General features: G+C 73.0%; 12 protein-coding genes. 1 reads left to right on the top strand and 11 read right to left on the bottom strand.

Annotated elements, in window-relative coordinates:
* Nucleotides 1-61 precede the first annotated feature (61 nt).
* The 5 genes from ACFW9Z_RS14150 to ACFW9Z_RS14130 form a co-directional block, all read right to left on the bottom strand.
* On the bottom strand, nucleotides 62-649 hold the full coding sequence (locus tag ACFW9Z_RS14150; RefSeq protein ID WP_384639298.1) for a GNAT family N-acetyltransferase: 588 nt from the start codon (nucleotides 647-649) through the stop codon (nucleotides 62-64).
* Between the two features lie 352 nt (nucleotides 650-1,001).
* Nucleotides 1,002-2,135, bottom strand: coding sequence for a hypothetical protein (locus ACFW9Z_RS14145; RefSeq protein WP_384639295.1), 1,134 nt, complete (start codon nucleotides 2,133-2,135; stop codon nucleotides 1,002-1,004).
* Nucleotides 2,132-3,037, bottom strand: a complete 906-nt coding sequence (locus ACFW9Z_RS14140; protein ID WP_384639292.1) for an NAD(P)-binding domain-containing protein — start codon at nucleotides 3,035-3,037, stop codon at nucleotides 2,132-2,134. The genes ACFW9Z_RS14145 and ACFW9Z_RS14140 overlap by 4 nt, the downstream gene beginning before the upstream one ends.
* Entirely contained in the window at nucleotides 3,034-4,104 is a 1,071-nt protein-coding gene (locus ACFW9Z_RS14135; protein WP_384639290.1) for a hypothetical protein, read from the bottom strand. Before ACFW9Z_RS14135 ends, ACFW9Z_RS14140 begins: the two co-directional genes overlap by 4 nt.
* Before the next feature lie 279 nt (nucleotides 4,105-4,383).
* Complete coding sequence (locus tag ACFW9Z_RS14130) at nucleotides 4,384-4,728, bottom strand: ATP-binding protein (protein WP_384639287.1); 345 nt, start codon at nucleotides 4,726-4,728, stop codon at nucleotides 4,384-4,386.
* A 128-nt stretch (nucleotides 4,729-4,856) separates the two neighbouring features.
* Here ACFW9Z_RS14130 and ACFW9Z_RS14125 point away from each other — a divergent pair, with 128 nt between their 5' ends.
* Complete coding sequence (locus tag ACFW9Z_RS14125; RefSeq protein WP_384639284.1) at nucleotides 4,857-6,254, top strand: hypothetical protein; 1,398 nt, start codon at nucleotides 4,857-4,859, stop codon at nucleotides 6,252-6,254.
* 67 nt (nucleotides 6,255-6,321) lie between these two features.
* On the opposite strand, the gene cutA is transcribed toward ACFW9Z_RS14125, so the two are convergent.
* The 6 genes from cutA to ACFW9Z_RS14095 all read right to left on the bottom strand — a co-directional run bounded on the left by cutA (nucleotide 6,322) and on the right by ACFW9Z_RS14095 (nucleotide 14,731).
* Nucleotides 6,322-6,645 carry a divalent-cation tolerance protein CutA gene (gene cutA, locus ACFW9Z_RS14120; RefSeq protein ID WP_384639282.1) on the bottom strand — a complete coding sequence of 108 codons (324 nt, stop codon included), beginning with the start codon at nucleotides 6,643-6,645 and terminating at the stop codon, nucleotides 6,322-6,324.
* Nucleotides 6,646-6,830: 185 nt separating this feature from the next.
* Complete coding sequence (locus ACFW9Z_RS14115) at nucleotides 6,831-8,276, bottom strand: aldehyde dehydrogenase family protein (protein ID WP_384639279.1); 1,446 nt, start codon at nucleotides 8,274-8,276, stop codon at nucleotides 6,831-6,833.
* A 153-nt stretch (nucleotides 8,277-8,429) separates the two neighbouring features.
* Nucleotides 8,430-9,638, bottom strand: a complete 1,209-nt coding sequence (locus ACFW9Z_RS14110; RefSeq protein WP_384639277.1) for an MFS transporter — start codon at nucleotides 9,636-9,638, stop codon at nucleotides 8,430-8,432.
* A gap of 140 nt (nucleotides 9,639-9,778) precedes the next feature.
* Nucleotides 9,779-10,375 (bottom strand): TetR/AcrR family transcriptional regulator, encoded by a 597-nt coding sequence (locus tag ACFW9Z_RS14105; RefSeq protein ID WP_384639274.1) that lies wholly within the window; start codon nucleotides 10,373-10,375, stop codon nucleotides 9,779-9,781.
* Between the two features lie 55 nt (nucleotides 10,376-10,430).
* Nucleotides 10,431-12,005 (bottom strand): PucR family transcriptional regulator, encoded by a 1,575-nt coding sequence (locus ACFW9Z_RS14100; protein ID WP_384639271.1) that lies wholly within the window; start codon nucleotides 12,003-12,005, stop codon nucleotides 10,431-10,433.
* A 173-nt stretch (nucleotides 12,006-12,178) separates the two neighbouring features.
* Nucleotides 12,179-14,731: an ATP/GTP-binding protein gene (locus ACFW9Z_RS14095; protein ID WP_384639269.1), complete on the bottom strand. Its 2,553-nt coding sequence runs from the start codon at nucleotides 14,729-14,731 to the stop codon at nucleotides 12,179-12,181.
* Between the last annotated feature and the right edge of the window lie 69 nt (nucleotides 14,732-14,800).

The raw sequence follows: 14,800 nt of genomic DNA, 5'->3' as shown, positions 1-14,800 counted from the left end.
CCCGTGTACCCGCTGCTCGGCACCTGCACCAGCCCTCGCGCACGAGGGGGCACCTGTTCCCTCAGCCGAGCCGGCCGAGCCGGCCGGGCCGCAGGAGCATCGGGTCGTAGACCGGGGACTCCGGGGCGTGCTTGATCCGGGCGTCGACCACCTCGTACCCCCATCGCGGGTACGCGCTGCGCGCGGGCTCGTTGTCCACGATGCACGTGAGAGTCGTCCAGGACTCCGGGCGCCCGTCGACCATCTCGTCGTGGAGCCGCCTGCCGATGCCCTGGTTGGCCGCCTTCGGGAGGACCATGAGCTCCCGCAGCCAGAAGACGTCACCGGCCGCTGCGGCCTGCTTGGCGTCGGCGGGCAGGTGGTCAGCGATCGATGCCCACCATGCACGGTCCGGCGTGAGCGTGACCCCGTGGACGTACCCGGCGAGGGAACCGTCGTCGAGACGCGCCGTGACGACCTCGAACCCGAGCATGGTGAAGGCGGCCGTAAGCCGGTCGGCGAAGGTCTCGACGGAGAAAAACGGATCGCCTTGGTAGGGCGGGACGCCGTACACCTCCGCGTATACGGAGGTCAGCTCATCGACGATCTCGTGCGCTGCGTCACCGTCGTGCCGGGCGAAGGTGAGGCCGGGCGTAGTGCGGGCGGGCATGCGGGGAGCTCCCTCGGCTGGGCGATGTGGTCGGTGAGCAGGTCGGTGGTGTGGATGTCGCGGAACCCGGCCCGATCGAGTGGACGGCGTCAGATGCACCCCGATGTCCACCAGCGTGCCGACGCCCAGGTGCACGTCCGGGTTCACCGTCGCGCACACGGTGTGCACGACGGCCTGGCCGAGAATCCGCTCCGCCATGTTCCGCACCATGGTGTTGTCCCGGAGGAGCGACGCAATCTACCGCTCCCCCGTCGATCGTCGAGTGGTGCGATGGAGCCCCGCGTCCCGGCCGCGCGGCGAACGCAGGGCAGCCGAGGGTGGGGGGGGAGTCCGTCAGGCCTGGCGCCGGGCGTCAGATCGCCTCTGCGACCTTCCGGAGCACGGCAACGCTCGCCGGGACGTCGTGGCTCAGGCGGACCGCGCGGTGAGGCAGCACCGCGAGGCGGGCCGTGACCTCCTCGCGGGCGCTCCGGCATCCCCCGCCGTCCACGCCCTGGGCCAGCTCGAAGACGTCCGGGTATCGGTCCTCCGTGGCCCCGGACATGAAGTCGGCCTCTCCCAGGGTCCGCGTACCGTCGACGGCGTCCGGAGCCGTATCGGCGTCGACCTGGGGGAAGAGGAGTCCGGCCGCCCGGCCGCCGGTGGCCAGCGGCACACCGAACAGACCGGGGAACTGGTCCGGGAACACCTGGACTTTCCGCTCACGCTTCCCGCTCTCCCACAGGGGCGTGCAGTCACCGGCGAGGAGGGCCGTCGTCACCGTGTCGTGCTGGGTCGGGTGGAAGGTGCCGCCCTCCCGCAGGTGGTCGCGCGCGGGAGCATCCCACCCGAGCGCCCGGACCAGGCCGAGGCCGAGCGCAGCGGCGGACGGCCAGGGCACCACCTCCACATCCCGTTCACCGGTAGGCCGGACCAGCACCCTGTCGTTGGCGAGGAGCTGCCAGCCGGACGAGGCCAGGAGCAGCGCGGTCGTGGTCTTCCCGGCCCCCTTGTCGCCGAACGCGAGGAGGGTGGCCCCGTCGTCGGGCCGGACCACGGCCGAGGAGTGGAGAACAGCCCACCCGTCTCGCAGGAGCTGACCTCGGATCACCTCACGGGCCAGGCGTGCGGCGGCCAGGGCGAGGGTCAGCACGTCGGCCCCGGAGAGTACGAGCCGGTCGGAGGACGGGGTCATGCGGTACGCGATCGCCTCGTCCGGCGACGTCGCGATGATGTCCTCCCCGTCACGGGCGACCAGCATCCTGTGCTTCGCGTACTCCACCTCTTCGGTGTGCCGCCCGTCGTGGACCTGGAGCGTCAGCTCCGCGTACTCGGTCGGGTCGACGTCCGCGACGAGGGCCGTGCCCGCGCACACCGACGCGGCCTCGACCGGGGAGGCGTTCCACCACGGTCCGAAGTAGCGTGCCGCCCAGTCCGTCACCTCCGTCCGGTTGCTCAGAACGGTGACGGCCGCCGTCGCGGCCTCAAGTCGGGTGGCGCTGATCATGCGGGGGTCCTCTCGGTGGGTGCGGGCAGGTGGGTGTAGGCGTCGCGGAGACTGCTCGCCGCAGAGTCCAGGCGCAGACGCTCGTATCGGTCGAGCGGGGGAAGGCACGGGGCGGCCCGGCCCCCGGTGAAGCGCAGCGGGACGCCGAGCCATACGTCCCCGTACGGGGCGGACAGCTCCTCGACGCCGTCGACCAGGCCGAGGACCTTGCGGAGCGTGGACAGCACGGCACCGGCCGGGCCGCAGCGCGTACGGCCGATCCCGGTCCGGATCAGCGTCGGCCGCTGCCGGAGGTCGTCCACGAACGCACGAGCGGGGGCCGTCACGGGGTGGCCGTCCACGGTCGTCGTGGACAGGCACGGCACCGCGCGGTCGCCGTGCTCCCCGATCACGTGTCCGCTCACCCGGTCCGGGGAGACGTGTGCATACCGAGCCAGGAGCAGCCGGTACCGGGCCGAGTCCAGATTCGACCCGATGCCGTAGACCCGGGCGCACCCGGACACCTCCGCGAACCGGCGGGCCATCAGGTCCACCGGGTTCGTCACGACGAGGACGCCGCCCCGGTACCCGTGCAGCTCACGGGCCAGGCGCCCCATGGCAGGGGTATTCGCCGTGGCGCCACCGCGTCGTACGTCCCGGGCCGCACTGTTCGTGAAGTCGGTGCGCAAGGCCACGATCACGGCGTCGCACCGGCGGAGGTCCGCGACCTCGCCTGCCTCGGCCCGGGTCCGTGACCGTGCGGACAGCGCCATGTCCTGGAGGTCGGCGGCCAGGGCGCGCGCCTGCTCCGTCCGCCGCGACACGACGACGAGCCGTCCGGGCAGCTCCACGGACACCAGCCCGGCCGCCAGGACCTGACCGACCGCTCCGGCTCCGACGAGGCCGACCACCGGCCCGTTCACCGCAGGTCCGGTGTGGTGTGCTCGACCTCGTGGAAGACGGCGTCGAGCAGCCCGGGCCCGGACATCGACCCGATGAGGAGGGCGCTCACCCGCTCCGCTACCGCCGCGATCCTGCGGGCCTGGGACGTCAACACCCGCTGGCTGGCCGTCAGCGGAAATCCGCGCGGTGCGTTCAGGCACGTGGTCAGGATGTTCACGATGTCCATCAGCCACAGGACCATGACCTCCCGAAGCTCGTCGCCCCGGTCGGACTTGGGCAGCGCCCCGAGGTACCGCCTCAGCGCGGACACCACACCCTCCGTGATCTGCCGCTCAGTGCGCGGCTCCTGATGGCACAAGGCCAACAGCAGCGACCGCCCGCACAGCTTCGCCACGTCCGGCTGCGGCCCGGCCGCCCACTGGATCGCGGGGTCGATGAACGTGAGGCGGCGGCCGTCGAGATGGACGTGCTCCGGCTTGAGGTCCCCGAACACGGCGGTCTTCTGTCGGGGCCGGATTGCCGCGGTGAGCCGCAGCAACCGGCGGACCGTGGTCCCGACCAGGCTGACGACCTCCAGGCGCTCGTGCTCCAGGAGACGGCTGTCCCGGCCGAGATCAGCCAGATACCGCGCCGCGGCAGGGCCCCGGACCTTCCGCAGGAACACATCCACGATCGACCGCTCGTTGATCGGCCAGGCCCCGCGCAGGTACGTCGTACCGGCCGGGCCGTACAGCTCCTTGAGGGACAGCAGGACCGAGTCAAGGAGCTCGGCCGTGTCCCAGGGGCGGGCCGTCATCTCCTCCGCGACCGTCGTCCCCGGCACGGCCCTCGTGAACAGGACCCCGGCGTGGAGCCCTGCCGTTTCACAGACCCGGGGGAGGCCGAGTTCCCGGAGGAACGCAAGGTGCTGCGCCTCCCGGCCTGTCAGCAGGTCGACGGAGTTGACGTACGGATGCTGTGCTTCCTGGACGTCCTCCCATGTCCCCCTCGCGCCGCGCAGGATGGACACCAGTGATGTGCTCAGCCATCCGTACTTCGCGAACAGCCCCTCGCCGCCCACCGTGACCCGGCAGACGTAGGACGTCACGCTCGGGCACGGTGAGCCGAGGAGCACGCCCCGGTCAGGCCACAGAGTCTCAGCCGCGCCGGCGCCGGCCCGGCGGCTCGTCTCGTACAACACGTCCGCGTCCACCACTGTGTCCCCGCTCGTGGTCAGCGTCATCAACCGCTCCGTCCTCGGGTTGTGTTCAGGTGTCGGCCACGCGCAGCGCAGCCGGGTCGGTACGGCTACGACTGGGAGATGCCGAGACAGATCGCCACGAGGAGCGAGGCCAGGGCCGCCCAGTAGAGGACCTGCTGCGTGCGCTCACTCACCGGGACCGCCCTTCAGCGGGCCGAGCGTGGCCCACACCCGCTTCCCCCACGGCAAGGAGTCGACGCCCCACTGGCCGCCGCTCAGCGCCTCCACGATCTCCAGGCCCCGCCCGGATTCCTGGTCGCTGCCCGCCGCGCACGGCGCCGGACACACCCTCGACCGATCGGCCACAGCCACGCGAACCCTGCTGTCGCCCAGGAGGGTCACCGTCACGCGGACCGCGTCTCGGGCCACGTGAAGAACCGCGTTCGCCATCAGCTCGCTCACGACGAGTTCGGCAGCATCACGAGCGTCGGCCTCGGCAACGCAGGTGCCCTCGCCGTGTCGTTCATCCATGCCCCCAGCGGCCATGCGGAGTTGTGACCCACGTCATGCAACCGGGAGATACCTTGGGTTGGACAGGACCGGTCAACACTCCATGCGTTTACCGGGTTTAACGCCCTGCTCGGGAGGGTGCACCCACCGTGACGAATACACGTGTGCGCAACGACAGACTCCGACTCGCCTTAGAGGAGGCATGTCTGACGTACGACCAGGCTGCCGCCGCCATCCGCGGCATCGCGGCCGAGGCGGGTGACGTCCTGCGGACGAATCGGTCTGCCGTGGCCCACTGGGTCGCCGGGCGACCGCCCTCCCCCTCAACGGCCGCATACATTGCGGAAGCCCTGTCCCGCCGCCTCGGGCGGCACCTCACACCGGCCGACTTCGGCTGGGAGGACCCCGGACACGGCAACGGGCTCGATGCCCGGCTCGGGTTGGGCATCGGGCCCGATCCTGTGGACGTCGTACGGCGAATCGGGGAGGCCGACATCAATCGCCGAAGGTTTCTGACGGGAGCGGCCTACAGCGTCGCCGGAGCGGCGCTCCCGCTCGGCATCGCCCACGCCGCCGAAGCAACTCACCGGTCGGCCACCCTCGGTGGCCGCAAGGTCGGCACGGCCGACATTGACGCCGTCCGGTCCATGCTCGCCGCGTTCACCGCGATCGACGAGCGACGGGGCGGGCTGCACGGCCGCCCCGCGATGGTGCAGTACCTCCGTACCGATGTCGCCGACCTCACCCGAGGCAGGTTCGCTCAGGAGAGCGTCCGGAGCGAAGCTCTCACAGCCGCTGGAGCGTTCGCGTTCCTCGCCGGATGGAAGGCATACGACGCCGGCGAGCACGGTCTGGCACAGCGCTACTACCTCCAGGCCCTCGGTCTGGCCCGCGAGGCCGACAACCCCCTGCACCAGGCGTGGGTTCTCCGGATCATGGCCCACAATGGACTTGACCTCTCCCAGCCGGACCACACCCTTGACCTTGCCGACGCCGCCCTCGACATCGCCAAGGGCCACGCCGGGCCCGGGATCCTGTCGATGCTCGTCATCTGCCGCGCCCGGGCCCTCGCGCACACCGGCCGGGGAACGGAAGCCGTCGCCGAAGTCCGCCGCGCCCAGGACCTGGCGATCCGGGGCGAGGTGGACGAGATGCCGTACTGGCTGACCTTGTCCGGTAAGCCACGCGCGGCCGTGGACACCCACGCGGCGAAGATTTTCCGGGCCCTTCGCGACCACCCCAACGCCGAGAAGCAGTACGCTGCCGCCGCGCGCAGCTACGGCAGTGCCAACGGAGGGGCCCTGTCCCGCATCACCGCCCTGTCGCTCGCCGCGCAGGGCAGGGAGCAAGCCGCTCAAGGCCACCTGGAAATGGCCTGCCGCACCTGGGAAAGAGCCGTCGGCGGTTTCGAAGGGGTCCATTCCGACCGAGCCGTCAAGCAGGTCGCCGGGATCCGCCGCCGGCTCGCCGTCTTCGAGCACCGCGGAGTCGGCGCGGCCGCCCAGCTCGACGAGCGGGCCCGGACCTGGCAGCTGGCCCACGCCTGACCCTGGGCATGTGGGTGCCCACCCGTCATCGGCGAACGGGGCACCTTCGCGGACCCTGACAAGCTCGTTAGGCGCGGGTATCGGACTCCCGAACCCAGTCGAGGTACCGATCGGCCCCCTCAATGACCGGCACCGCGCACAACTCCGGGTTGTCCCAAGGGTGCTGTTCCAGGAGGTAGGTCTCCAGCTCGGCGTACCGCTCCTTCGTCGTCTTGAGCAGGAGCTGCCACTCCTCCCCCGTGCCGTACTCCCCCAGGTGCCAGTAGACGCTGACGACGGGCCCCACGATCTGGGCGCCTGCCGCCAGCCGCTGCTGAACAGCCCCGCCCGCCAGGGTGACCGCTTCGTCCCTCGTCGCTGTGGCCGTGGATACCTGCACGCAATCAGTCATGGCCCGGAGCCTACGAGAGCACGCTCCGCCGTTCCGGCGGATTCGGCCGCAGAAGCGCCTCGGACCCCGCACGGACAGAAACGGCCGGAGCCCCCGCACAGTGGGCTCCGGCCGTTCTTCTCGCGTCCCCGTCCGCGCTCGCTGTCCAGGCGGGGGGGGCGCGGGCGGGGTGCGTCGGTGAGGTGTTACAGGGCGAGGCCCGTGAGGACCAGGACGCGCTCGTAGGTGTAGTCGTCCATCGCGTAGCGGACGCCCTCGCGGCCGACGCCGGACTGCTTGGCGCCGCCGTACGGCATCTGGTCGGCGCGGTACGAGGGGACGTCGCCGATGATCACGCCGCCTACCTCCAGGGCGCGGTGGGCGCGGAAGGCGGTCTGGAGGTCGTGGGTGAAGACGCCTGCCTGGAGGCCGTACTTGGAGGAGTTGACGGCGGCGAACGCCTCCGCCTCGCCGTCGACCTTCTGGAGGGACATGACCGGGCCGAAGACCTCTTCGCAGGCGAGCTGCACGTCGTCCGGGAGGCCCGCCAGGACCGTCGGGGCGTAGGTGGCTCCGTCGCGCTTGCCACCCGTGAGGAGTTCGGCGCCGCCCTGGACGGCCTCGTCGACCCAGGACTCGACGCGCTTGGCCGCGTCCTCGCTGACCAGGGGGCCGACGTCCGTGGTGGCGTCGGCCGGGTCGCCCGTGACCAGGGCCTCCACGGCGGCCACGATCTTCGGGACGAGCCGGTCGTAGACCGAGGCGTCGGCGATCACGCGCTGCACCGAGATGCAGGACTGGCCGCCCTGGTAGTTGGAGAACGTGGCGATCCGGGTCGCCGCCCAGTCCAGGTCCTCGTCCGAGGCGTAGTCGCCGAGCACGACCGCCGCGCCGTTGCCGCCCAGCTCCAGGGTGCAGTGCTTGCGCGGCACCGACTCCATGATCGCGTAGCCGACCGGGCCCGAGCCGGTGAAGGAGATGACCGGCAGCCGCTCGTCCTTGACCAGGGCGGGCATCTTGTCGTTCGGGACCGTCAGGACGGACCAGGAGCCCGCCGGGAGGTCCGTCTCGGCCAGCAGCTCGCCGAGGATCAGGGAGGAGATCGGGGTGGCCGGGGCCGGCTTCAGGATGATCGGGGCGCCCACGGCGATGGCCGGGGCCACCTTGTGGGCGCTGAGGTTCAGAGGGAAGTTGAAGGGCGCGATGCCGAGGACGGCCCCGCGCGGGAAGCGCCGGGTCAGGCCGAGGCGGCCCGTGCCGCCGAGGTCGGTGTCCAGGCGCTGCGCCTCGCCGCCGTTGAAGCGGCGGGCTTCCTCTGCCGCGAACCGGAACACGGAGATCGCCCGGCCGACCTCACCGCGCGCCCACTTGATCGGCTTGCCGTTCTCCGCCGAGATCAGCTGCGCGATCTCCTCGGTGCGCTCCCCCAGCCGCCGTACGACGTGGTCGAGCGCCGCCGCCCGTACGTGGGCCGGGGTCGCGGCGAACTCGTCGCGTACGGCGTGGGCGGCGGCTACGGCCTCCTCCACCTGGGCGTCGGTCGGCACGCTGACGGTGCCGACGAGGCGTCCGTCGTACGGGTTGGTGACGTCGAAGCTGTCGGCACCGGTGGCCTGGCAGCCGGCCACCCAGAAGGCGTGGGGCGAAGTCATGGAGGTTCCGGCCCTTCGGAGGTCATAGGAGGTGACGGAGGAGGTCGTCCAGGAGGTGATGAAGGAGGTCGTCCAGAAGATATGGCCTACATCGTGGGCGCCCGGGAGGCTCCCCTCCGTCTCCACGGTAGGGCGGGGAGGCCGCGATCGCTTTTATCCGAGGTGGAGTGGGGTGGGCGTCCGCTGCTCCGAATTGGCGGGGGCGACGTCCGGACCGGGCTTCCGCGTACGCCGCCGGAGCAGATCCGGTACGAGGGTGAGCAGGCCGGTCACCGCCAGGGCCGTGCCCAGCCAGAGCGGGGCCCGCAGGCCGAAGCGGTCCAGGCCCAGGCCGCCCAGCGCGGAGCCGAGCACCACGCCGAAGGTGATGAACGAGGTGTGCACGGTGTTGACGAGCGGGCGGGCGTTGCCGGTGCGCTGGACCCGGGTGACCAGGGCCGGGTTCATGGTGACCCCGACCAGTCCGACGCCCAGCATGCAGAGCACCGCCCCCGCCTCGAACCGGGCCAGCAGGGCGAACCCGGCCAGGAACACCGCGTTCAGGGAGAGGCCGACGAGCAGGACGGGGAGGGTGTGCCGGTCCGCGAGCCGGCCGACCACGGTGTTGCCGATCACGGTGGCGGCGCCGTACGCCAGGAGCAGCAGCGGGACCGCGCCCGGGGAGAAGCCGGTGAGCCGGGTGAGGATCGGGTTCAGGTAGCTGAAGGCGGAGAAGGTCGCGCCGATGACCATCGTGCTGGTCAGCAGCGTGAGCCAGAGCCGGGGGGCGCGGAAGGCCGTCAGCTCGGCGCGGAAGGTGCCGCTGCCCTCCGGGCGGCCCGTCCGGGCCACGCCGATCGCGGTGCAGAGAGCAGCGAGGGCCGTCAGCGCCGAGATCGCCCAGAACGCGGCCCGCCAGCCGTACCGTTCGCCGGTCAGGGTGGCCAGCGGCAGCCCCAGCAGGGTGCCGAGCATCAGCCCGTTGAGGATGACCGCCACGGCCCGGCCGCGGACCTCGGGGCGGGTGAGCTGGGAGCCGAGCGAGATCGCGACGCCGAAGAAGGCCTGTGAGGCGACGCCGGTGATGATCCGGGCGACCACCATCTCCGCGTAGCCGGAGGCGGTGGCGGCCAGCACATTGCCCGCGAGGAAGACCGGGAAGAGGACCATGAGCGCGGTCTTGGGCGGGAGCCGCAGCAGGGCGACGGAGAGCAGCGGTCCGCCGAACGCCATGGAGAGGGCGAAGACCGTGATCAGGTAGCCGATCTGCGGGACGGTGACACCGAGGCCGTCGGCCATCTGTGGCATCAGGCCTGCGACGACGAATTCACTGGTGACCATGGCGAAGATGCCGAAGGCCAGGACGTGGACAGCACGAGGCACGGAGTTCCCCCGGAAGTTGGTTTTGTATTGATTGGTTCAAAACTTGGGCATGGGTGAGACGCGCCCCGGTTCGGCACGTGAGGACCAGCGGGCCGGCAGGTCAGCAGGTCAGTGGATCAGCGGGCCAGTCGATCAGTGGATCAGCGGGTCAGGGCGTCCAAAGTCGTGTCCGCGACGGACTGGACCGCGGCCCGGTCGGCGCCCCCCTGCGCCGCGATCCGCATACCCCCGACGACAGCGTTGACGTACCGGGCGAGGGCATCGGAGCCCCGCGCGGAGGCGATCGATCCGTCGCGCTGCCCGGCCGCGATCACGGCGGACAGCGTCCGCAGCCTGCGGGCGGCGTCGCGGTCCAGGAGGCGGGCCGCCTCCGGGTCGCGGGCCGCGAGCTCGACCGTGCTGTTGACGCCGAGACAGCCCAGGCTGCGGCCGTCGGGGCGGTGGTCGAACTCATCGGCCACGATCTTGTCGAGCAGCGCGCGGACCCGCTCGCCCGGCGGGCGCGACACGTCCTCCAGTACGGCTTCCTGGGCGTCGGCCATGGTGTCCAGGTAGCGCGCCAGCGAGCGCGCGAACAGCTCGCGCTTGCTCTGGAAGGTGTTGTAGATGCTGCTGCGCCCCAGCCCTGTGGCGGTGCACAGGTCCTGGGTGGAGGTGGCCTCGTAGCCGTACTCCCAGAAGGTGCGCATCGCGGCGTCCAGGGCCCGGTCCTCGTCGAACTGCCTCGGTCGGGCCATGGCAGCACTCTAGGGTTTTGGAACGAGTGATGCAATACCGGGCCGGTACGGTGGCTCAGTCCTCGGCCGGTGCCGCCGCGTCCGTCGCCTTCAGCGCCAGCCACAGCTCCATCCGGACGTCCGGGTCGTCCAGTGAGCGGCCCAGGATCTCCTCCACCCGGCGCATCCGGTAGCGCAGGGTGTGCCGGTGTACGCCGAGGTCGGCGGCGGCCGCGTCCCACTGGCCGTGGCGGGAGAGCCAGGCGCGCAGGGAGGCCACGAGGTCGCCGCGGCCCTTGGCGTCGTGCTCGTACAGGGCGCGGAGCATGCCGTCGGCGAAGGCCCGTACCGCGTCGTCGGCGAGGAGGGGCAGCACCGAACCGGCTGCCAGCTCCTCGTGCTCGACCAGGGCCCTGCCCCGGCGGCGGGCGACCGAGAGGGCCTGCTCCGCCTGCTTGTACGCGGCGGAGACCGCGATCGGGCCGCAGGGGGCGGAGAGGCCGACCACGACGTCGCTGTCGTCCGGCCCCGCCTCGCGCGGGGCGCGGTCGTCCTGGGCCTCGGCGTAGGCCGCGCAGGCGGCGACGACCGTTCCGCCGTCGGCTGCCAGGACCACGACGCGTTCGCCCTCGGGGACCATGAGCAGCGCCTCGCCGGAGCGGGCGGCGGCGGCCTCCATCGTCTCGGTGAGCAGCTCGTACGCGGCGGGCGCGGCCGTCTCCGCGATCAGCAGCCGGAAGGGGGCGTCGAGCAGTCCGCCGTACAGGTCTCCGGCGACCGCCCGTGCGTGGTCGGGCTGGCCCGCGAGCAGCATGCGCAGGACGGCGGCGCCCAGGCGCTGTTCGGCGCCCTGGAGGGAGCGGGAGCGGGCGGTGGTGAGGGTGAGCAGGGCAACGGCGGAGTTCACGGCGTACCGCTCGGCGGTGCCGAGGGCGGCGCCCGTACCGACGGCCAGCGCGCCGCGCGCCCGGCGGCCGGTGCCCAGCGACTGGAGCTCCACCCGGTCCTCGTTGTCGCCGACGACGACGCTGGCGGGGGCGGGGCGGTCCCGGAGGCGTTCGACGTCGGGGGTGAGGCGGGCGGCGCGGCGGGCGGCCCAGTCGGGGGCGGCGGCGAGCACCGCGCCGGAGGTGTCGTACAGCGCGGCCCAGCCGTCGACGTGGGCGGCGAGACGGGCGAGGAGGTCGGCCGGGCCGTCCCCGGAGAGCGCGGCCTTCGTCAGCTCGCGCTGGGCCTCGAAGCCTGCCGTGACCGCGCGGTACTGGTCGGCGGCGATGGCGGCGGAGACGGCCTTGCTGATGGCGAGGAACGGGGTGCGGCGGGGGACTTCGAGGAGGGGCAGGCCTGCTTCCTCGGCGGCGGCGACGAGGGCGGTCGGGATGTCCTCGTAGTTCACGCCGACCCCGAAGCCGACCCCGGCGACCCCGGCACCGGCCAGCCGCCGTACGTACCGCCGCATGGACTCGGCGTTCTCGGCGTCCAGGTTGGTGGCGGTGACGAGGAGGAGTTCACCGCCGTCCATGTACGGGACGGGGTCGGCGAGCTCGCTGGCGTGGGCCCAGCGCACGGGGGTGTCGAGCCGGTCCGCGCCCGCCCGCACGGTGAGCTTGAGCGCCGAGTGCTGGACGAGCGAGGCGAGCGTAGGGGGCATGGGACCGGAAACCCTTGAGGTCGGTGACGTCCGGCCGGTGGCGCGTCGCGCGTTGCGCCTGCCGGAACGGTGTGCATTACGCCGTCCCGTATGAACGGCTGTCACCGATTCTGCCAGGGCGGCAGAGTTCCTGTAACCGCTCTCAGCCGCCCCCGCCTCGCGAGGGGCCTTTCTCAGCCGCCCAGCTCCACCAGCAGCGGTGGCGCGTGCTCGCCGTCGACCGTGGCCAGCCGGATCACCGCGTGCCCGGCGGGGACCGCGTACGCGAGCTCCGAGGCCGACCAGCGCTCCTTCTCCACCTGCCGTACGGTCACCGCGTCCGTGGTCACCGCCTTGCCCGTGACCAGCTTGCGCAGGGCGTGCAGGGCGCGGGTGAACGCCTGGTCGGCGAAGACGGTGTGCTGGGCGACCTCGCGGGTCTCCACCCACTCCTTGCCCCAGGCCTCGGCGAACCGTTTGCCGTCCCAGGTGGTGATGCCGGAGAAGGCGGCCGTGCAGCCGACCGCGCCGAGGAGTGGGGTGTGCAGGGCCTCGGGCACGTCGTCGACGGTACGGAGGGTGAGGACGGCCCCCGCGTTGACCGAGCGCAGCCGGCGGATGCCGCGTACGGTCTCGGCGGTCACCGCGTGGGTCGCGTCGTCCAGGACCAGGCCCGCGAAGAGCGTGGTGTCGGTACGGGCCGCGGTGATCGCGGTGAACTGGGCGAGGAGCAGCCGGGTGAGCAGGCGCGAGGCCTCGGCGTGGCCGCGCTCCGGCAGGTCGACGCGGACCCGCAGCGGGTACTGGCCGAGCGAGCGCAGCGCGAAGGGGCGGGCGTCGGGGCCGGTGGCGAAGAACCCGGCGAACGCGGGCCGGTCCAGCAGCGCGACCCGGTCCGCGAGGGCCGGGGCGGGGTCGCCCGCCCCACCGGCCTGGCGGGCCCGGGCGTCCAGTTCGCGGAGCATCGCGTGATGTCCGGCGGCTTCGAGGGGGGCGCGGAGCGCCGCGAGTGCGCCCGGACCGCCGTCGAGCAGTTCGCGCAGCTCCGGTACGGAGGGGAAGTGGCCGTGGGCCGTCCGGTACGGGCCCAGCAGCTGGGCCAGGACGGTGGCGGCACGGCGGCTGTCCAGGCTGCCGACATCGCCGACGAGCCCTTCCGCGAGGACGGCGGCGGCCTCGTCGGGGTCGGTGGTGCCCCCGTACAGATCGAGGTCGTGGGCGGAGGCCGGGTTGCCGACGCGTACGACGACGTCGAAGGCGTCGTCCGGGCCGAGCGGTGCGCCCGCGCCGCCGACGGCGAGGACGGCCGCCTGTCCGGCCAGGGCGCGCAGCCCGAGGGCCTCGACGACGGGCCGCACCAGCCGGGCGGACTTGCCCGCGCCGGGCGGCCCCACGGCCAGCAGCGAGGTGCCGAGCAGCGTCGGGTCCAGGGCGAGGCCGGTGGTGCGGCGGGCGTAGGGGTTGTGCGGGTCCTCGGCGCAGCGGCCGATCCTGACCTGGCCGGTGAGCACGTCGTGGCGGGCGGTGCGGCGGGGCAGATCGCGGTCGCCGGAGGGGTGCGGGGCGGCCGCTCCCCCGGTGCGCAGGACGGCTTCGGCGAGCGGGGCGAGCCGGTCGGGGCTCCGGGTGGCCCGCGCCCAGGCGTGGCGCAGCCGGGCCACGTCCACGTCGTTCATCCGGCCGGTGCGGACCTCGGCGGTGAGGGTGTCCGCCGCGTCGGTCCACCCGGCGGCACGCAGCTCGGGCCACTGGTCGGCGGAGGTCGCGGTGGCGGGGGCCGTGGTGTCGTCGGCCGGGGCCGGTGTGCCGCTCCCCCGGCCCGCGGGGAGCAGCTCGCGCCAGCGGCCGAGGCGGGCGAAGGGGTACAGGACGGCGGCGGCGATCACCGCGTAGACGACGTTGGCGACGGCCTGGCTCTGGTAGATCTCACCGCCACCGACGGCGGCGACCAGCACGAGGACCGGGGCGGCGACCGGCAGGGTCCCGTTCCAGACGAGCAGCAGTGTCAGGCCCGCCGCGACGGCCGTGGCGACGGCGAGGAACGGCTGGCCCCGGCTCGCCACATGGCGGCGGAAGATCTCGGACCAGTTGCCGAGGCGGCCGCAGCCGTAGACCAGCAGCCCGAAGAGGAGCGCCTCGTACACCGCGAGGGCGCGGACGCCCTCGATGGTGCGGGCGCCGCCGGAGACTCCCGGGTTCCACCACTCGCCCGGGGTGAAAAGCTTCAGGGGGACGAGCCGGTAGGGGAGGTAGCCGTTGCGCCAGAGGGACCAGAGGAGGAGGGCGGAGAGGAGGGAGATGAGGGCGCCCACGAAGAGGGAGCGGTCGGAGACCCCGTCCCCCTGCTCGGGCGGACGCGGGGTGAACCCGAACCGCCAGACACCCGGCGCCTGCGGGGGGCGGGGCGTCCGCAGCCAGGCATCGAGGGCGGGGGCCCCGGCGGGGGGCTGCTCGACGGGGGGCGGTGGTGGGGAGGCGGGGCGGGCGGGGGGTGGTGCGGCGGACGTCGGCGAGTGGGTCCACGCGGAGACGTGGGCGGGCGGCTGGTGGGGGGACGGCTGCTGGGCGGGTGCCGTACGCCCGGGCGGCTGCTGGGCGGGTGCCGTACGTCCGGGCGGCTGGTCCCCCGGCGCCGTACCCCCGGGCTGCACGCCCCCCGGCCCCCGCGGCGCCCCCGTCGGCCGTGGCGGCACCGTCGGGCCGGGCACCCTGTCCGCGTTCGTGCTCCGTGTGCCCTCGTCGTCCATGAACCACTGCCCCCTTGACCTGCCGGTCCGTCCGCTGCCCCGGTCAATCTAGTGCGCGCGCACGGGGAG

The organism is Streptomyces sp. NPDC059452 (assembly GCF_042750035.1).
Classification (GTDB): domain Bacteria; phylum Actinomycetota; class Actinomycetes; order Streptomycetales; family Streptomycetaceae; genus Streptomyces.
This window is presented reverse-complemented; position numbering and strand designations above follow the sequence as displayed.